Source organism: Alloalcanivorax profundimaris (genome assembly GCF_015265435.1).
Lineage (GTDB): Bacteria > Pseudomonadota > Gammaproteobacteria > Pseudomonadales > Alcanivoracaceae > Alloalcanivorax > Alloalcanivorax profundimaris.
The window spans coordinates 113,451-130,755 of sequence record NZ_JABJWH010000037.1; the positions used below are offsets into that span (position 1 = coordinate 113,451).

Here is a 17,305-nt window from a genome sequence, read left to right on the forward strand (position 1 = left end):
CGGAGTCGCCGGGCGGCGGGGCGCCGCCGCCCGGTGTCGGATCAGGGTTTGCGGAAACGAAACACGCCCCAGCACAGATGGCCGTGGTCGCCGCCTTCCACCCAGTGCTCGAGACCTTTCCGCATGCGCTCGATGTAAGCCGGCGAAATGTCGCCGCGCAGTTCCGGCTCCCGGGCCCGGGTTTCCCCGAGCACGCGTCCGTAATGACGGGGCAACTGCCGGGAGTGGTCCTCGAAGCCGATTTCCTCCAGGCCGTTGGCCGCGCATTGCTCCCGGTAAAAGCCCGGCGAGCCCAGGGTGTCCAGGTGCAGCCGGTCGAGGATCGGCTGCAGCACGCCGTCCGGGCAGTGGTCGGTGCGCATCGGATCGGTGAAGATGAACACGCCGCCGGGCTTGAGCAGGCGCGCCACTTCGCGGACCACGGCGGCCCGCTCGCCGCTGTGCAGCAGGGCGTCCTGGGACCAGACCACGTCGAAGCTGCCGTCCTCGAAGGGCGTGGCTTCGAAGTTGCCGTCCGTGACCTCCACCAGATGGTCGAGGCCCTCGCTTTCGTTGAGGGCGCGGTCCCGTTCGTTCTCCACCTCGGACAGGTTCAGCGCCGTCACCCGGCAGCCGTAGTTACGCGCCAGAAAGCGGGCGGCGCCGCCGAAGCCGGCGCCCAGGTCGATGACCCGGTGTTCCGGGGTCAGCTCGCCCACCATGTCCGCCATGTGCGCCACGGTACGGCGGCTGGCGTCGAAGATCGGCTCCTCATCGTTTTCGTAGAGCCCCACATGAATGTCCTCGCCGCCCCACACCCGGGCGTAGAACTGGTCGGCGTCGTCGCTGTTGTAGTAGTCGCGGGCGGTGTTCACCGCGTTACTGTAGGCGCTGTTCATGAGTCGGTCTCCACGTAGCTCTTCTGCGCGCAATGAATGAAGAAGTCCGGTTCCGCGTCGCGGTAGGTCTCCTTGAAATCGCCGTAGGTTTCCACCTGCTGGAAGCCCACTTCGCGCATCAGCCGGCGCACGTAGTTCTTGCGCAGCGGGTACATGTTCAGATGAAACACGGATTGGTCCGGAAAGGCGTAGCGGAACCGGGCCAGGCCGTGATCCACGTACTCCGGATACACCGAGACGTCGTCGCCGCAGTAGTAGTAGGTGTGTTTGCTGGAATAGCCCAGATCCAGAATGGCGTCGTAATTGCGCTGATCGAGAATCAGCAGGCCGTCGTGGGTGAGCGCCGAATAGAATTCCGCCAGGGTCTTGCGCCGGTCGTGTTCGTTGAACAGATGGGTAAAGGAATTGCCCAGGCAGATGATGGCGTCGTAGCGGCCGTGCACGTCCCGGTTGAGCCAGCGCCAGTCGGATTGAATGGTACGTAGAATATGGCCGCGCTTGCGACCGTTGCTGAAGGCCTTGGACAGCATTTCCGGGCTGCCGTCGGCGCTCACCAGGTCGAAGCCCGCTTCCATCAGCCGCACCGAATGAAAGCCGGTGCCGCAGGCCACGTCGAGCACCCGTTTGGCGCCGTGTTCCTTGAGCTTCTGGATGAAGAAATCGCCTTCGCTGGCGGCGCGACTGTCCCAGTCGATGAGATCGTCCCACTTGTTGACGAAGCCGCCGATGTATTCCTCGAGATAATGATCAGTATCGCGACATTCCTCCGGCTTGCTGCCAAAGGATTGTTCCTGCACCGCAGTATTCATGTCGGGTCTCCTCTCGTATCTAACCGCGTACCCGGCCCTCCTGCTGAAAATGAAAGAAAAACGTCAAAAAAGCGGTCGCTCCGGGCGACCGAAAAATCATGGACGAGCGGCGCCGTGGCGCCTCGAAAAGACGCGAGCACCGTCTCGCTGGATCGTTGAATCACATCACAAGCTAGAGCATGTGGCGGTCATTTTCCAGGCCTGTGGCGAAGCGCGGTGAGAAAGAGGGAAGGTAAGGCGCGCGCTGCGCGCCTTGGACGTCCTCAAAGCCCCAGGTTGTCGAGGATGCGCAGGATCGGCGCGGCCTGGTTCATGGTGTAGAAGTGCAGGCCCGGCGCGCCCATGGCCAGCAGCCGTTCGCACAGGCGGGTCACCACTTCCTCGCCGAAGGCTTTCACCGCCGCTTCGTCGTCGCGGATGTCGTCGAGGCGGCCGCGCAGCCAGCGCGGAATGTCCGCGCCGCAGTTGTCCGAGAAACGGAACAGGTTGGCCACGTTGAGGATCGGCATGATGCCCGGGTACACCGGCGCGTCGCAGCCACGGCGGCGCAGCTCGTCCATGTAGTAGCCGTAGGCGTCCGCGTTGTAGAAATACTGGGTGATGCCGCTGTCGGCGCCGGCGTCGATCTTGCGCTTGAAGTGCTCGATGTCGTCGTCGAAGCTGCGTGATTGCGGGTGGTTCTCCGGATAGGCCGCCACTTCCAGGTTGAAGTGATCGCCGGTTTCCGCGCGGATCAGCGCCACCAGGTCGTCGGCGTACTTCACCTCGCTCTGGGCGTAGCCCATGCCCGAGGGCAGGTCGCCGCGCAGTGCCACGATGCGGGTGACGCCCTTTTCCTTGTAGCCGTTCACCAGTTCCATGATTTCGTCACGGCTCTGGCCGATGCAGCTCAAATGGGGCGCGGTGTCGGCGTGCTGCTCGCGCAGCAGATCCACCATCTGGCGGGTGTAATCCCGGGTGGAGCCGCCGGCGCCGAAAGTGCAGGAAAAAAATTCCGGCTTCTTCACCAGCAGTTTTTTCTGGGTGTTCAGCAGTTTCTCCCGGCCCTGTTCGGTCTTGGGCGGGAAAAACTCGAAGCTGATGCGTTTGCTCATGTTTGAAAAGCCTTGTCGTGCCCGGCGTTCCCGGTGCGGGAACGCCGGGCGCTGGGGTCAGTACTTGTAGTGGTCCGGCTTGAACGGGCCGTCGGCGTTGACGCCGATGTACTCGGCCTGGTCGGCGGTGAGCTTGGTGATCACGCCGCCGAAGCCCTGCACCATGTACTGGGCCACTTCCTCATCCAGATGCTTGGGCAGCACTTCCACCTTGAGCATCTTCTCCTTCACGGTGTCGGAGTGGCCGGCGTAGCCCTGGTCGAACAGGTACATCTGCGCCAGCACCTGGTTGGCGAAGGAACCGTCCATGATGCGGCTGGGGTGGCCGGTGGCGTTGCCCAGGTTGACCAGGCGGCCCTCGGAGAGCAGCAGCAGGAAGTCGGCGTTGTTCTTGTCACGCCATACCTTGTGCACCTGGGGCTTCACTTCTTCCCATTCCCAGGTCTCGCGCATGAAGGCGGTGTCCACCTCGTTGTCGAAGTGACCGATGTTGCACACCACCGCGCCTTTCTTGAGCGCCTTGAGCATGTGAGCGTCGCACACGTTCAGGTTGCCGGTGGTGGTCACCAGCATGTCGGTGTTGCCCAGCAGCTCCTTGTTGATGGCGGCCTCGGTGCCGTTGTTGACGCCGTCCTTGTAGGCGCTCACCACCTCGAAGCCGTCCATGCAGGCCTGCATGGCGCAGATCGGATCGATCTCGGTGACCTTCACGATCATGCCTTCCTGGCGCAGGGACTGGGCGGAGCCCTTGCCCACGTCGCCGTAGCCCACCACCAGCGCTTTCTTGCCGGACATCAGGTGGTCGGTGGCGCGTTTGATGGCGTCGTTGAGCGAGTGACGGCATCCGTATTTGTTGTCGTTCTTGCTCTTGGTGACGGAGTCGTTCACGTTCACCGCCGGCACTTTCAGGGTGCCCTTCTTGAGCATGTCGTAGAGACGATGCACGCCGGTGGTGGTTTCCTCGGTGATGCCGTGGATCTTGTCCAGCATCTCCGGGTAGGTGTCGTGGATGTAGGCGGTCAGGTCGCCGCCGTCGTCCAGGATCATGTTGGCGTCCCAGATGTTGCCGGCGCCGTCGCGGCAGGTCTGCTCGATGCACCACATGTACTCCTCCTCGGTCTCGCCTTTCCAGGCGAACACCGGCACCCCGGCTTCGGCGATGGCCGCGGCGGCATGGTCCTGGGTGGAGAAGATGTTGCACGAGGACCAGCGCACTTCCGCGCCCAGCTCCTTCAGGGTTTCGATCAGCACCGCGGTCTGAATCGTCATGTGGATGCAGCCGATGATGCGGGCCCCCTTGAGGGGCTGTTGGGCGCGGTATTTGTCGCGGATCGCCATCAGCGCCGGCATTTCGGTTTCCGCGATCTCGATTTCCGCGCGGCCCCATTTGGCCAGGGAAATATCCGCGACCTTGTAGTCCTGCAAGGCTTCCGGTTGAGCGTTCATTTCTTTCTCCATTCGTGGTCAGCGAATGGGCGCCGTTGTTCGTTTCGACCCGGTGTCATCGAGCCTCGCGGTCACCCGCTGCAGCGCCCCTCGATGACGATGGGGTTGTAGGTTCTTGTAGGAGCGACTTTAGTCGCGATCAGCGCTGTGCGCGGCCGGTGTTTCGCGGCTGAAGCCGCTCCTACGGAGGTTTTGATTTACGTTTCCTGGCTTACAGCGCCGCTTTCAGCGCCTCCGCCTTGTCGGTTTTTTCCCAGCTGAAGCCCTCGCGGCCGAAGTGGCCGTAGCTGGCGGTGGCCCGGTACATCGGCTTGCGCAGGTCGAGCATCTCGATGATGCCGCGCGGGCGCAGGTCGAAGTGCTCGCGCACCAGGGCGGCGATCCGGTCGTCGCCGATCTTGCCGGTGCCGAAGGTGTTCACCGAAATGGAGGTCGGCTCGGCCACGCCGATGGCGTAGCTGATCTGGATCTCGCACTTGCTGGCCAGGCCGGCGGCGACGATGTTCTTGGCTACGTAGCGGCCGGCGTAGGCCGCGGAGCGGTCCACCTTGGACGGGTCCTTGCCGGAGAAGGCGCCGCCGCCGTGGCGGGCCATGCCGCCGTAGGTATCGACGATGATCTTGCGGCCGGTGAGGCCGCAGTCGCCCATCGGGCCGCCGATGATGAACTGGCCGGTGGGGTTGATGTGGTACTTGGTGCCTTCGTGCAGCCAGGCTTCCGGCAGCACCGGCTTGACGATCTCCTCCATCACCGCCTCGCGCAGGGCGGCCTGGGTCACGTCCGGGCTGTGCTGGGTGGACAGCACCACGGCGTCCACCGCCACCGGCTTGCCGTCCTGGTAACGCAGGGTCACCTGGCTCTTGGCGTCCGGGCGCAGCCACGGCAGCACGCCGTTCTTGCGCAGCTGGGCCTGGCGTTCCACCAGCCGGTGGGAGAAGTAGATCGGGGCGGGCATCAGGGTGTCGGTTTCGTCGGTGGCGTAGCCGAACATCAGGCCCTGGTCACCGGCGCCCTGTTCCTTGTCTTCCGCTTCGTCCACGCCCATGGCGATGTCCGCGGACTGCTTGCCGATGCCGTTGAGCACCGCGCAGCTGGCGCCGTCGAAGCCCACGTCGGAACTGTCGTAGCCGATGTCCAGGATCACCTTGCGGACGATGTCCTCCAGTTCCACGTAGGTGTTGGTTCGCACCTCGCCGGCGACGATCGCCATGCCGGTTTTCACCAGCGTTTCCACGGCGACCCGGGCCTGCGGATCATCGGCGATGATGGCGTCCAGAACCGCGTCCGAGATCTGGTCGGCCATTTTGTCCGGATGGCCTTCGGAGACCGATTCGGAGGTAAAGATGCTGTATTCACTCATTACCGGATTGCTCCCTTATAGAGGGGACCCGGACGTTGCCGTCGCGGGCCCCTGGGTTCGCCGATACGCGCTCGAAGCTGCGCACCTGCACCTGAAAACCGTTACGCATGGCGAGAAACAGACTCTCGCGCAGGGCCAGGCCGGCGCGGCCGGCCCAGTCCACCAGGTCGGCTTCGTCGAAGCCGAGCCAGAAGTCGCCGCAGGCGTCATAGGCCCAGCGCTGGTCATGGCGACACAGGTCGGCCAGCACCAGCACGCCGCCGTCGGTCAGCTGGTCCGCCGCCGCCGCCAGGGCCCCCGCCGGCGAGGGCAGGTGGTGCAGCACCATGTTCAGCACCACCGCGTCCGCCTTGGGCAGGCGCCGGCCGTCCTGGGGCCATTCGCCGCACACCAGCTCCACATTGGTCAGGCCCGCCCCGGTGACCCGGCGGCGGGCCTGCTCCAGCATGGCCTCGCTGTTGTCGAGTGCCAATACCCGCCGGAAGCGGGCCGCCAGCGGCCCCAGGAAGCGGCCGTCGCCGGGGCCGATCTCCAGGGCCAGGCCCGCCGGCGTGGAGGCCAGGGCCCGGTCGAGCAGCTCGCAGGCCTGCTCGGCGTACTGGTCGTACTCGGCGATCAGCTCCTGCTGGCGGGGCAGGCCGTCCGCGTGGCGGGCGAAGAACGCCCGGCTCTGCGCCGCTCGCTGGGCCTGGACCCCGGTCAGCCGCTCGCCGGTGCCGGCGTCCAGGGCGCGGCCGTCCAGTTCCTCGAACAGGGCGGCATGAAGCCTTTCCGTGGGCGCCTGGGGCGGCGGCAGCCGCCGCCGGTAGAAGATCGAGTTGCCCTCCCGGCGGCGCTCCACCAGCCCGGCCTGGGCCAGCACCTTGAGATGGTGGCTCATGCCGGACTGCTTCATGGCCATGATCTCGCACAGCTCCAGCACCCCGAAGCTGTTCTGGCCCAGCACCTGCAGCACTTCCAGGCGCAACGGATCGCCCGCTGCCTTTAGGAAGGCCGCCAGGCTGTCCAGTTGCTGTTCCCGATGCGCCGCGTTCATTGCCATAAAGCGCGAGTCTAGACCAACCGGAAGCCTGCATCAAAGTTTATTGATATAGGTTTTTATCGCGACTGAAGCGGTATCCCAGGTCGCGGGCCCGCTCCAGGGCCGCCCGCGAACCCGGGGGTTTGCCCCCATCCCGGGCTTCGGCGACAATAGCGCCCCCTTTTTCAGCGCTGCCCAAAAATCATCCAGGAGACGTGCATGTCCTCTGCTCCCGCCACCCGTGATCTCGCCAACGCCATTCGCGCGCTCAGCATGGACGCGGTCCAGAAAGCCAACAGCGGCCACCCCGGCGCGCCCATGGGTATGGCCGATATCGCCGAGGTCCTGTGGCGCGGCTTCATGAAGCACAACCCGGACAACCCGCACTGGGCCGACCGGGACCGCTTCGTGCTCTCCAACGGCCACGGGTCCATGCTGCTTTACAGCCTGCTGCACCTGACCGGCTACGGCGTGAGCCTGGACGACATCAAGAACTTCCGGCAGCTCGGCAGCCCCACCGCCGGCCACCCGGAGTTCGGCGACGCGCCGGGCATCGAGACCACCACCGGCCCCCTGGGCCAGGGCATCGCCAATGCCGTGGGCATGGCCCTGGCGGAGAAGGTGCTGGCGGCCCAGTTCAACCGGGACGGCCACGACATCGTCGACCACTACACTTACTGCTTCCTGGGTGATGGTTGCATGATGGAGGGCATCTCCCACGAAGTGTCCTCCCTGGCGGGCACCCTGGGCCTGGGCAAGCTGGTCGCCTTTTACGACGACAACGGCATCTCCATCGACGGCGAGGTGGACGGCTGGTTCACCGACGACACCGTGGAGCGCTTCCGCGCCTACGGCTGGCACGTGATCCCCAACGTGGACGGCCACAGCGCCCAGGAAGTGAAGCTGGCCATCGAGAACGCCCGCAAGAACACCGACCAGCCCACCCTGATCTGCTGCAAGACGGTGATCGGCTTCGGCAGCCCCAACAAGCAGGGCAAGGAAGACTCCCACGGCGCCGCCCTGGGCGACGAGGAAGTGGCCCTGACCCGGGACGCCCTGGGCTGGCATCACCCGGCCTTCGAAGTGCCGGAGGAGATCTACCAGGCCTGGGACGCCCGCGCCCAGGGCGCCAAGGTGGAAGCCGACTGGCAGGCGCGTTTCCAGGCCTACAAGGCCGAGCACCCGGAGCTGGCGGCGGAATTCGAGCGGCGCCTGGCCGGCGACCTGCCGGACGGGTTCGAGCAGCGCGCCGACGAGTTCGTGGCCCAGTGCCAGAGCGCCATGGACAAGCTGGCCAGCCGCAAGGCCAGCCAGAACACCCTGGACGCCTTCGGCCCGCTGCTGCCGGAGCTCACCGGCGGCTCCGCCGATCTGGGCGGCTCCAACAACACCGTGTGGAAAGGCTGCAAGGCGATCACCGCCGGTGACGCCAGCGGCAACTACATCCACTACGGCGTGCGCGAATTCGGCATGACCGCGATCATGAACGGCCTGTGCCTGCACGGCGGCGTGCGCCCCTACGGCGGCACCTTCCTGACCTTCATGGAATACGCCCGCAACGCGGTGCGCATGGCGGCCTTGATGCACCAGCCCAACATTCTGGTCTACACCCACGATTCCATCGGCCTGGGCGAGGACGGCCCCACCCACCAGCCGGTGGAGCAGCTCGCCAATCTGCGCATGACGCCGAATCTGAGCACCTGGCGGCCCTGCGACACGGTGGAAACCGCGGTGGCTTGGAAACACGCCGTGACCCGCACCGACGGCCCCTGCGCGCTGATCTTCTCCCGCCAGGGCCTGCCCTGCATGGAGCGTGACGACACCGTGCTGGGCAACGTGGCCAAGGGTGGCTACACCCTGCTGCAGACCGGCGACGGCCAGCCGGAGGCGATCATCATCGCCACCGGCTCCGAGGTGGAGCTGGCGGTGAACGCGGCCCGGGAGCTGGGCGAGCAGGGCAAGAACGTGCGCGTGGTGTCCATGCCCAGCGTCGATACCTTCCTGGCGCAGAGCGCGGACTACCAGGAGCAGGTGCTGCCGGCGGCGGTGCGCGCCCGGGTGGCGGTGGAAGCCGCCATCGTCGACTACTGGTACCGCTTCGTGGGCCTGGACGGCAAGGTGGTGGGCATGCACGGCTACGGCGCGTCCGCCCCGGCCGGTGACCTCTACAAGCACTTCAACATTACCGCCGAGGCCGTGCGGCAGGCGGTGGAAGGCCTGCTCTGAAGCCATCGCCGGGAGCCCGGGCATGAAGATCGCGATCAACGGTTATGGCCGCATCGGCCGCTCCTTCGTTCGCGCGCTCGCCGAGCGCGAGGCGGCGGGCCGCCCCGCGCCCGTGTCGCTGGTGGCGATCAACGATCTGGGCCGCGCCGCGGACCTGCTCTACCTGACCCGCTATGACACCACCCACGGCCGCCTGGACGCCCCGGTGGCCCTGGAGGACGGTTGCCTGCGCATCGGCGGGCAGGCGCCGCGGCTGTTCAGCGAGGCGCGGCCCGAGGACCTGCCCTGGGGCGAGCTGGGCGTGGACCTGGTGCTGGAATGCTCCGGCCATTTCCGTGGCCACGCGGACGCCAGCCGCCACCTGAGCGCCGGCGCCGGCCGGGTGATCATCGGCGCGGTGCCCTTCGACCGCGCCGACCAGACCATCGTCTACGGCGTCAACGACGGTGACCTGGACCCGGACAGCCGGGTACTGTCCGCCGCTTCCTGCACCACCCATTGCGTGGCGCCGGTGCTGGCGGCCCTGGACCGGGAATTCGGCGTGCGCCAGGCGCTGATGAAGGAAATCCACGCCTACACCTCGGACCAGACCCTGCTGGATCACGTGCACCGGGATCCGCGCCGGGGCCGGGCCGGGGCGCAGAACATCATTCCCACCACCAGCAGCGCCATCAAGGCGGTGCAGGCGGTGCTGCCGGCCCTGGAGGGGCGCCTCGACGGCCACTCCATCCGCGTGCCCACGCTCAACGTGGCCATGGTGGCGCTGACCCTGCTGCTGGAGCATACGCCCGCCGCCGGCGACCTGAACCCCTGGCTACGGCGCCTGTCCCAGGAACTACCGGCGTTGATTGGCTACAATGACGAGCCATTGGTGAGCGCGGACTTCAACCACCGCCCCGAGTCCGCCGTCGTTGACGCCACCCAGACACGGGTTCAGGGCGAAATGGTCCAGGTGGTGGCCTGGTACGACAACGAGTGGGGCTACGCCAATCGCCTTCTGGACTGGGTCTCGGACCTGGCCGGCGCGGCGTAGCACCCCGGACGGATGGCATCGACGAGGTAACACGAATCATGAATTTCAAACGCATGACCGACCTGGAACTGAAAGGCAAGCGGGTGCTGATCCGCGAGGACCTGAACGTACCGGTGAAGGACGGCAAGGTAACCAGCGACGCCCGCATCCGCGCCTCGCTGCCGACCATCCAGCACGCCCTGGAGGCCGGCGCCCGTGTCATGCTGCTCTCGCACCTGGGCCGCCCCACCGAGGGCGAGTACGAAGAGCAGTACTCGCTCAAGCCGGTGGCCGAGCACCTGGGCGGCCTGCTGGGCCGCGAGGTGCCCCTGGCCCAGGACTGGCTCGACGGTGTCGAGGTGGCGGAAGGCCAGGTGGTGCTGTGCGAGAACGTGCGCTTCAACAAGGGCGAGAAGAAGGACGACGAGGCGCTCGCCAAGAAGATGGCGGCGCTGTGCGACATCTACGTGATGGACGCCTTTGGCACCGCCCACCGCGCCCAGGCCTCCACCCACGGCGTGGCCCGGTTCGCGCCGGTGGCCTGTGCCGGCCCGCTGCTGGCCAATGAGCTGGACGCGCTCGGCAAGGCGCTGCTGGAACCGGCCAAGCCGCTGGTGGCCATCGTCGGCGGCTCCAAGGTCTCCACCAAGCTGGAAGTGCTGGATGCCCTGGCGGACAAGGTGGACCAGCTGATCGTCGGTGGCGGCATCGCCAACACCTTCCTGGCCGCCGCCGGCCATCCGGTGGGCAAGTCGCTGTGCGAGAAGGACCTGATCCCGGCGGCGAAAACGCTCGCCGAGAAGGTGCACATCCCGCTGCCCGTGGACGTGGTGGTGGCCAAGGAATTCGCCGAGAACGCGGAAGCCACCACCAAGAAGGTGGAGGACGTGGCCGAGGACGACCTGATCCTGGACGTGGGCCCGCAAACCGCCCATGTGTTCGCCGCCCTGATGAAGGAGGCGCGCACCATCGTCTGGAACGGCCCGGTGGGCGTGTTCGAATTCGACCAGTTCGGTGAAGGCACCAAGGAGCTGGCGGAAGCCATCGCCGACAGCGAGGCGTTTTCCATCGCCGGCGGCGGCGATACCCTGGCGGCGGTGGACAAGTACGGCATCGCCGACCGCATCAGTTATATTTCCACCGGTGGTGGCGCCTTCCTGGAATTCGTGGAAGGTAAGGTGCTGCCGGCGGTGGCGGTCCTCGAGGAACGGGCCCGGGACTGAGACCTAAACGGACAACCAGAGGGAAACACATCATGGCTCTGATCAGCATGCGTCAACTGCTGGACCACGCCGCCGAACACGGCTATGGCGTGCCGGCGTTCAACGTGAACAACCTGGAACAGATGCGCGCCATCATGGAGGCCGCCGACCAGACCAATTCACCGGTGATCGTGCAGGCCAGCGCCGGTGCCCGCAAATACGCCGGGGCCCCCTTCCTGCGCCACCTGATCCTGGCGGCCACCGAGGAATTCCCGCACATCCCCCTTGTCATGCACCAGGACCACGGCACCAGCCCCAGCGTGTGCCAGCGCTCCATCCAGCTGGGCTTCTCCTCGGTGATGATGGACGGTTCCCTGGGCGAGGACGGCAAGACCCCCACCGAGTATGAGTACAACGTGGACGTGACCCGCCGTACCGTGGACATGGCCCACGCCTGCGGCGTTTCCGTGGAAGGCGAGCTGGGCTGCCTGGGCTCCCTGGAAACCGGCATGGCCGGCGAGGAAGACGGCATCGGCGCCGAGGGCAAGCTGGACCACGACAAGCTGCTCACCGACCCGGAAGAAGCCGCGGACTTCGTCAAGGCCACCGGCGTGGACGCCCTGGCCATCGCCATCGGCACCAGCCACGGCGCCTACAAGTTCACCCGGCCGCCCACCGGCGACATCCTCGCCATCGAGCGCATCAAGGAAATCCACGCCCGTATTCCGGACACCCACCTGGTGATGCACGGCTCCTCCTCGGTGCCCCAGGAATGGCTCAAGATCATCAACGAATACGGCGGCGAGATTCCGGAAACCTACGGCGTGCCCGTGGAGGAAATCCAGGAAGGCATCAAGCACGGCGTGCGCAAGGTCAACGTGGACACCGATCTGCGGCTGGCCTCCACCGGCGCGGTGCGGCGCTTCCTGGCCCACAACAAGGCCGAGTTCGACCCGCGTAAATTCCTCAAGGAAACGGTGTCGGCCATGCGCGACATCTGCATTGCCCGCTACGAAGCCTTCGGCACCGCCGGCAACGCGGACAAGATCAAGCCGATCAATCTGGAAAAGATGTACCAGCGCTACGAAGCCGGCGAACTGGACCCCCGCGTCAAGTAAGTCCCTGGCCCGGCATTTGCCGGGCCGTTTTTCTTCCTCCGCTGCTCAGGGGCGGTGTTCGACGAATTCCAGGCTATAGGCTTGCTTATAGGTGTCGTCGTCGTCGATCTGACCCGTTTCGATCATGAAATCATTGATGGCTTTCCAACGTGCGTCGCTCATGGTGCCGATACCATGCTGTACGGCATCGCCACTACCCAACATGTCGTACTTACGCATCTCCGACACGCCATAGGAGAGCCTTTCGTCGGGTTGCTCGGGGTTGTACTGCCTGATCAACGCATTGCCTGGCTCGGGATTCTCCAGGTATGACTTCCATCCCTCCATGGTGGCGGCGACGAAAGCACGCACTCTTTCCGGGTGTTCCTTGGCGACCTCATCCCGGGTGACGATGGTTTGCGCATAAGGGGGATATCCTTGATCGGCCAGCAGAAAAACGCTGGGGTTAAGGCCGGCCTTCTCGATATCAAACGGCTCGCCCCCCAGGTAGCCCTGCTGACACATCCGGTCGTCGTTCAGAAACGGCGCCACGCTGAAGGTATAGGGTCGGCGCATGGATTCGGTGTAGCCGTACTTCATCTTCAGCCATGGCCAGAAGGTCTGGGCGGCCGAGGATTGATCGATCAGCATCGGATGTCCCTTGGCATCGGCCAGGGATGACACGTCCTGATGGCAAATGATGACCTGGGGTGTTTTTTGGAACGCGGCGGCGACGGTTACCAATGGGGCGCCTTGGTGAACGCTTTGAATGGTCTGGATCGGGTCGCCCAGATAGAAGTCAATTTTGCCCGTGAGCAGTAGCTGGAGGCCGTTGATCTGGGGGCCGCCTTGTTTGATTTCCACGTCCAGCCCGTGCTTCTGGTACAGGCCGGTCGCCGCCGCTTGATAAAAGCCTCCGGTGGTGGCGGTAGCCAGCCAGTTGGTACCGAAGACGACATGGGGCTTTTCATCAGCAGTCGCCACCGTGCCGGTGGCCAAGCCTGTAACCAGTAATGTGGCTCCGGAAAGCAGGAAAAAAGAATGGAATATTTTCATGGTCTTGAGCCTCTATGATTCATGTTTCAAGAGGAAAACTGAGTGGAGAAAGCTGGTCGGCGTTGCGGCCTTGGAAGTCCACATAGGGTGTGTTCTTGATAAACGCTTCCTGAGCAATCTGTAGCTCCCCGGCCACAGCCTGGCGATCAATGTGCTGCGGCCGATGGTCATGAACCACCCGCCGGCCATCCACATACACGTCGCGAACCGCTCGATCCGCTGCCACGAACAGGAAGCTGCGTAATGGATCGCGGAGCGGCCGCATGCTGGGTTCTCGTAGATCGAGCAGGACCAGGTCCGCCTTTGCTCCCGGTGTAACGCGGCCGAGATCGTCACGGCCCAGCGCTTTTGCGCCTCCGACGGTCGCGGCATGGAAAATGTCCGCCAGGCGCGTGCCGTGAATATGGCGGGCCGCCACCTTGCCGAGAATAGTGGCGGTACGGACTTCTTCGCTCATGTTGTGGGGCTCGGTATCAGTGCCGAGGGCCACGTTGATGCCCCGACGAAGGTAGCCGCCCACGTCCTCCATCACTTGGCCATAGCGGGAAAAAACCGTCGGGCAATGGGCCACGGAGGTGCCTGTTTCGGCGAGCAGGTCGATATCCCGCCGCGTGTGCCACTGCACCCAGGAATTATGATCGAGAAAAACGGCATGGCCGAGCAACGTATCCGTGCCAAGCAAACCGTTTTCGTGCAGCCACTGCACCGGCGTGAGCCCATGCCGGCGAACCATTTCGTGAAATTCCGAGACGCCCTGGGCGCAGTGCATGGTCATCTTCAGGTCGCGGCGGCGCGCGGCATCCAGAGCCCTGGTCAACAGATCCGCGCTGCAGGTGTCCACCTGAGCCGGAGCGATCATGCCATCGAGACGACCACAGGCGTGGTCGCGGGCTGCATCGACCACGCTCAGCGCCTGTTGGAATGCCGCTTCACCATGGCCACGATCCCAGTCGTAACGAACCTCGGTGCCGGTGGGAACCTGCCAGCTCGCTTCACGGAACATCGGGCCGGCATAAGCACGAATCCCGGTTTCCGCCAGGGTATCCAGCCAACCCTCATAGGCCACCGCCAGATCCACCACGGTGGTGGCTCCACTCATCAGGAGTTCGGCGATCGCCGAGCGGGTTGCCGCCCGATTGGCCCGCAGTTGCATCTCCAGGCCCCCCACGGAGGGATGCAGCTTGCCGGTGATGTAGGGCGCTTTGGCATCAAAAATACCCGACATATAAAGATTCGGATTGCCCAGCTCCTCAATCAGGCCACGGCCCAGATTTTCCGACACTAAGTGGGTGTGGACATTGACCATGCCTGGTAGCACGCAGCGCTCCCGTCCATCGATTTCCTCGTCTACCGGGCCGCGGTAATGCGCGTCGAGATGGGAGATGCGATCGTCCTCAAAGACCACATCAATGTCGCGTCGGTAATAATGGCTCTGGGTTCCGCTATCCCAAGCGACGACCCAGGCGGCCTGGCGGATACAGGTAGTGGTCACGCGATTCTCCTGTTGCGGGTGTACGCAGCAGGCTAGGGGAGCCTTCTATTGCTTTACCAGCACTGTTTTCCGTACTATTCGTGCGAATAAAAGCAACGGTTTCTGATCGTGAGTATGCTAAAAATACGCCTGCGCTATTTCGAAGGCGTGGTGCGTGAAGGGTCCGTTCGCAAGGCGGCCGAGCGGCTCCATGTGGCGGCGTCAGCGGTCAATCGCCAGATTCTTCAACTGGAGGAGGAACTGGGCGTGCCGCTTTTCGAGCGGTTGCCCAGGGGGATGCGCCCCTCCGCGGCCGGCGAGATCCTGCTCTCTTATGTGCGCCGATGGCACAATGAGGAAGGCAAGCTGTTGCACCAGCTTCACAGTCTGGCCGGTGGTGTGCGCGGCACGGTTCGGATCGCGGCGCCGGAAGCGATGGCCGACGTTTTGCTGCCGGTGGCTCTGAAAAATCTACGCGCTCGATTTCCCCATGTGGATTTCGCCATCGTTACTGGCGACAGCTTCCATATTCTGCGCGAGCTGCTCTGGCATGAGGCTGACTTCGGCCTGGCCTTCAATATTGGCCAGACAAAGGGAGTCCGCGCCATTGCAAGCTATGCCTGCCCTTGGGGTGTGCTGATGGTGCCTGGCCATCCCTTGGCGAAACGACAACGGCTGACGCTTTCCGAATGTACGGGCCATCCCTTGATTCTGCCCAGCGGTGACTGGTTCGAACAGAGTGCGATCAAGCGCCTGATTCGTGATACGGAGGTCCCGCTTGATGTGGCCGGCCGCGCCGAGCGGCCCAGCGTGGTCAAATCCCTAACCCGTGCCGGGGTGGGCATGGCGTTCATGACCCGCCTGGAAGCGGCTTATGAAATCGAACATGGGGAGCTGGTCTACGTGCCATTGGTGGATCGCGGCATGGCGCCTTCGCGGCTCTTTTTGCTGACGCCCAATCGTAATGTACCGGTCTTCGCCGCACCGGTGATTGAGGAAGTAAAACTGGCCCTGGCTTGCTTGAAGGAGAGTGAAGCCTGACAGGTCGAGCCGGGGAATGGGGTCTGCATCATCAGACCGAGGCGTGTTACTCTCATCGTTACAAATTATAATTTTTGTTACTTGCCGTGCCTGTGCCGCGACGGCGAGATCGGGAGAGCATGATGAGCAAGAAAACCGCCAACGACACCGCCAGCGATCTTTCCGAGGCCACGCCGGGCCAGCGCGGGCCGGCGGACCATGAGCGCCGCGAGCAGATCCTGTCCGTGGCCGACGACCTGTTCAAGGCCCACGGCTTCCGCAAGACCTCGGTCACCGACATCGCCCGGGAGATCGGCGTCTCCAGCGCCTACCTGTACCGTTTCTTCAACTCCAAGCAAGCCATCGGCGAGGCGGTCTGTGCCCGCGCTCTGCTGAGCATGGACAACGCCATCCGCGCCGTGGCCGAGCGCGATCAACCCGCCACCCAGCGCCTGCGCGACATGTTGCAGACCCTGCTGGAGGAAGCTCTGCGGCTGTTCCTCAGGGAGCGGCGCATGCACGACATCATCGTGGTGTCGATCGAGAACCAGTGGTCGGTCACCGAGGAGCACAACCGGGTGGTCTACGAGACCATCGAGAAAATCGTCGCCGACGGCCGCGACAGCGGCGAGTTCGAGCGCAAGACCCCGCTCGACGAGGTGTGCACCGCGATCCGCGTCACCGCCGCCGCCTACGCCCACCCGGTGCTGCTCAGCCGGCTCGGCGATCCGGAGGAAATGGAAACCAAGCTCACGGCGGTGACCAACCTGATCCTGCGCAGCCTGGCGCCCTGAGGCGGCGCCTATGGCGGCGATAGGTTTTCCCGCTGCAAGTTACAAGTTGACAAATACGTAACCTGTAACCATACTGGCAACCATCAAGCGTGGGAGGCCAAACATCGAGCGGTCCCGCCACGCACCGGAACGCCCGAACAGCGAGGTTAGGACCATGAAAAACGTATTGATTCCGTTCGCCATTGCCGCCCTGAGCGCCGCCCCCCTGAGCTTTGCCCAGGCCGACGATTACCTGGCCCAGCGCCAGAACCTGGACAGCTTCGAGCAGATCCAGAGCGCCTACCAGGAAGCCGTGGCCCAGGGCCAGCGCGCCCGCGCCGCCGGCAACGACCAGGGCCAGGCCCGTGATTACCTGGCCCAGCGCCTGAATCAGGATCAGGCCCAGTTCATCGCCGCCGAATACCGCGAGCTGCAAGCCCAGCAGGCGGTGGTGAAAGCCGAAGGCAACCCGGACGGCGCCGGCCGCGACTACCTGAGCGAGCGCGAAAACCTGGATTCTCCCCAGTACATCAACGATGCGCTGGAAGACCTCGGACAGAGCTGATTCGGACTGCCTTGCGTCCCTCTGTGTTTAACCCCCCCTTGCCCCGGCCCCCCCGCCGGGGCTTTTTTATCCAGCCCCGCCTACCGCGTACTCCAACCTACGGAGCCGCGCATGACGCCACCTCGGAGCGTCTCGTCGTGGTCCCCCTTCCGGGACCCTGTCAAACAGGATGTTTGACCGGGAGCCCCCATGGGTGAGGCAAGCGTGTTGCGAAGCACTGCTTCGCGCGCCGCCGAACGCCGCCCATCTGTGATGGGTGGCCGGACCCGCTTGCG

The 17,305-nt window shown here is 64.6% G+C and carries 15 protein-coding genes and 1 riboswitch; of the genes, 7 read left to right on the forward strand and 8 right to left on the reverse strand.

The window, feature by feature from the left end; translation table 11 throughout:
• Window positions 1–41: 41 nt before the first annotated feature.
• From HMJ39_RS17260 to HMJ39_RS17285, 6 genes are all read right to left on the reverse strand, one after another.
• Window positions 42–878 (reverse strand): SAM-dependent methyltransferase, encoded by an 837-nt coding sequence (locus HMJ39_RS17260; protein ID WP_194298245.1) that lies wholly within the window; start codon window positions 876–878, stop codon window positions 42–44.
• Window positions 875–1,687 carry a glycine/sarcosine N-methyltransferase gene (locus tag HMJ39_RS17265; RefSeq protein ID WP_194298246.1) on the reverse strand — a complete coding sequence of 271 codons (813 nt, stop codon included), beginning with the start codon at window positions 1,685–1,687 and terminating at the stop codon, window positions 875–877. Before HMJ39_RS17265 ends, HMJ39_RS17260 begins: the two co-directional genes overlap by 4 nt.
• 263 nt (window positions 1,688–1,950) lie before the next feature.
• Entirely contained in the window at window positions 1,951–2,781 is an 831-nt protein-coding gene (gene metF, locus HMJ39_RS17270; protein ID WP_194298247.1) for a methylenetetrahydrofolate reductase [NAD(P)H], read from the reverse strand.
• Window positions 2,782–2,838: 57 nt separating this feature from the next.
• Complete coding sequence (gene ahcY, locus HMJ39_RS17275) at window positions 2,839–4,227, reverse strand: adenosylhomocysteinase (protein WP_194298248.1); 1,389 nt, start codon at window positions 4,225–4,227, stop codon at window positions 2,839–2,841.
• A 20-nt stretch (window positions 4,228–4,247) separates the two neighbouring features.
• Window positions 4,248–4,325, reverse strand: a riboswitch (S-adenosyl-L-homocysteine riboswitch).
• A 113-nt stretch (window positions 4,326–4,438) separates the two neighbouring features.
• Window positions 4,439–5,587 (reverse strand): methionine adenosyltransferase, encoded by a 1,149-nt coding sequence (metK, locus tag HMJ39_RS17280; protein ID WP_194298249.1) that lies wholly within the window; start codon window positions 5,585–5,587, stop codon window positions 4,439–4,441.
• Window positions 5,580–6,623: an ArsR/SmtB family transcription factor gene (locus HMJ39_RS17285; protein ID WP_228462442.1), complete on the reverse strand. Its 1,044-nt coding sequence runs from the start codon at window positions 6,621–6,623 to the stop codon at window positions 5,580–5,582. Before HMJ39_RS17285 ends, metK begins: the two co-directional genes overlap by 8 nt.
• A gap of 204 nt (window positions 6,624–6,827) precedes the next feature.
• Between HMJ39_RS17285 and tkt the strand changes: the two genes are divergently transcribed.
• Genes tkt through fba form a run of 4 tightly spaced genes read left to right on the forward strand, consistent with a single transcriptional unit; the run spans window position 6,828 to window position 12,166 of the window.
• Entirely contained in the window at window positions 6,828–8,834 is a 2,007-nt protein-coding gene (gene tkt / locus HMJ39_RS17290) for a transketolase (RefSeq protein ID WP_194298251.1), read from the forward strand.
• Between the two features lie 22 nt (window positions 8,835–8,856).
• Window positions 8,857–9,867, forward strand: coding sequence for a type I glyceraldehyde-3-phosphate dehydrogenase (locus tag HMJ39_RS17295; RefSeq protein ID WP_194298252.1), 1,011 nt, complete (start codon window positions 8,857–8,859; stop codon window positions 9,865–9,867).
• Between the two features lie 38 nt (window positions 9,868–9,905).
• Window positions 9,906–11,069, forward strand: coding sequence for a phosphoglycerate kinase (locus HMJ39_RS17300; RefSeq protein ID WP_161382509.1), 1,164 nt, complete (start codon window positions 9,906–9,908; stop codon window positions 11,067–11,069).
• 32 nt (window positions 11,070–11,101) lie between these two features.
• Window positions 11,102–12,166 (forward strand): class II fructose-bisphosphate aldolase, encoded by a 1,065-nt coding sequence (fba, locus tag HMJ39_RS17305; RefSeq protein ID WP_161382508.1) that lies wholly within the window; start codon window positions 11,102–11,104, stop codon window positions 12,164–12,166.
• A 45-nt stretch (window positions 12,167–12,211) separates the two neighbouring features.
• Here fba and HMJ39_RS17310 read toward each other — a convergent pair whose 3' ends face one another.
• Both HMJ39_RS17310 and HMJ39_RS17315 read right to left on the reverse strand, forming a co-directional pair.
• Window positions 12,212–13,201 carry an ABC transporter substrate-binding protein gene (locus HMJ39_RS17310; RefSeq protein ID WP_194298253.1) on the reverse strand — a complete coding sequence of 330 codons (990 nt, stop codon included), beginning with the start codon at window positions 13,199–13,201 and terminating at the stop codon, window positions 12,212–12,214.
• 19 nt (window positions 13,202–13,220) lie between these two features.
• Complete coding sequence (locus HMJ39_RS17315) at window positions 13,221–14,693, reverse strand: amidohydrolase family protein (RefSeq protein ID WP_161382506.1); 1,473 nt, start codon at window positions 14,691–14,693, stop codon at window positions 13,221–13,223.
• Window positions 14,694–14,807: 114 nt separating this feature from the next.
• Here HMJ39_RS17315 and HMJ39_RS17320 point away from each other — a divergent pair, with 114 nt between their 5' ends.
• From HMJ39_RS17320 to HMJ39_RS17330, 3 genes are all read left to right on the forward strand, one after another.
• Entirely contained in the window at window positions 14,808–15,713 is a 906-nt protein-coding gene (locus tag HMJ39_RS17320; RefSeq protein WP_161382505.1) for a LysR family transcriptional regulator, read from the forward strand.
• A gap of 122 nt (window positions 15,714–15,835) precedes the next feature.
• A complete protein-coding gene (locus HMJ39_RS17325) occupies window positions 15,836–16,486 on the forward strand; it encodes a TetR/AcrR family transcriptional regulator (protein WP_194298254.1) in 651 nt (216 codons plus the stop codon).
• 154 nt (window positions 16,487–16,640) lie between these two features.
• Window positions 16,641–17,030, forward strand: a complete 390-nt coding sequence (locus tag HMJ39_RS17330; protein ID WP_194298255.1) for a hypothetical protein — start codon at window positions 16,641–16,643, stop codon at window positions 17,028–17,030.
• Window positions 17,031–17,305 lie beyond the last annotated feature (275 nt).